Origin of the sequence: Arthrobacter sp. Hiyo1, from assembly GCF_001263615.2 — a bacterium.
Classification (GTDB): Bacteria; Actinomycetota; Actinomycetes; order Actinomycetales; family Micrococcaceae; genus Arthrobacter.
In genome coordinates, this window is sequence record NZ_DF952474.1 from 79,029 (window position 1) to 79,844 (window position 816).

At 65.0% G+C, this 816-nt stretch carries 1 protein-coding gene and 1 pseudogene; one reads left to right on the top strand and one right to left on the bottom strand.

Annotation, left to right across the window (positions count from 1 at the left end; all coding sequences use genetic code 11):
* Positions 1 to 270: TetR family transcriptional regulator (locus tag AHiyo1_RS17780; protein WP_113990703.1), on the bottom strand; the 270-nt coding region annotated here is incomplete at its 3' end.
* Positions 271 to 352: 82 nt separating this feature from the next.
* On the opposite strand from AHiyo1_RS17780, the pseudogene AHiyo1_RS17785 reads away from it, so the two are divergent.
* Positions 353 to 816: pseudogene (locus AHiyo1_RS17785) on the top strand (SDR family NAD(P)-dependent oxidoreductase); the annotation flags it as partial.

Genomic DNA, 816 nt, shown 5'->3' on the forward strand with positions numbered 1-816 from the left:
CTCCGCTGTGCGGGCGGCCTCCAGCACACGGCCCGAAGCTTCCACTACCGGTTCCATGCCGCCCCAGACGAGATCAGCCTTGCTGGGGAAGTAGCGGTACAGGCTCTTCCGCCCGATTCCCGCCTCGCGCGCGATGTCCTCCATGGACGTCCGCTCGTAGCCGTTCTCGGCAAAAAGCCGGAGCGCGACGCCAGCCACGGCGTCGGGATCAATCGTCGCCGGGCGTCCGGTGGAGCGCCCGATGACGGGCTTCGTATGGTCTGAGGGCATCTCTCCAGTATCCACTCTTACATAATGACACGGAGTGTCATAAAGTGGACGGAACGCCACCAGCACCTTCAGGAGGAACAACATGGGCAACGAAACTCCATGGCAGGAAGCCGCCATCAATGGCCGTTTTGCCGGGAAGACAGTCATCGTCACCGGAGCTGGCTCGGGCATCGGCCAAGCTACGGCCCTGCGCATCGCGAAGGAAGGCGGCAGGGTCATCGCCGCCGACATCAGCAAGGAGCGCCTTGACGCCTTGGTGGAGGAAAACAGCGGCCTGGACCTGCTGCCCGTGGCCGGCGACATCTCAACCGAGGAGACCGTTGCCGCCGTCGTCGTCGCTGCCGGCGGCCGTGTGGATGCCCTCGCCAACATCGCCGGGATCATGGATAACTTCACCCCGATCCACGAAGTGGACGACGCAATGTGGGAGCGCGTTTTCCGGATCAACGTCACAGCCTCATGCGCCTGACCCGCGCCGTGGTGCCCTTGATGTTGGAGGCCGGCACCGGCTCCGTGGTCAACGTCGCCTCCGAGGCCGGGCTGCGC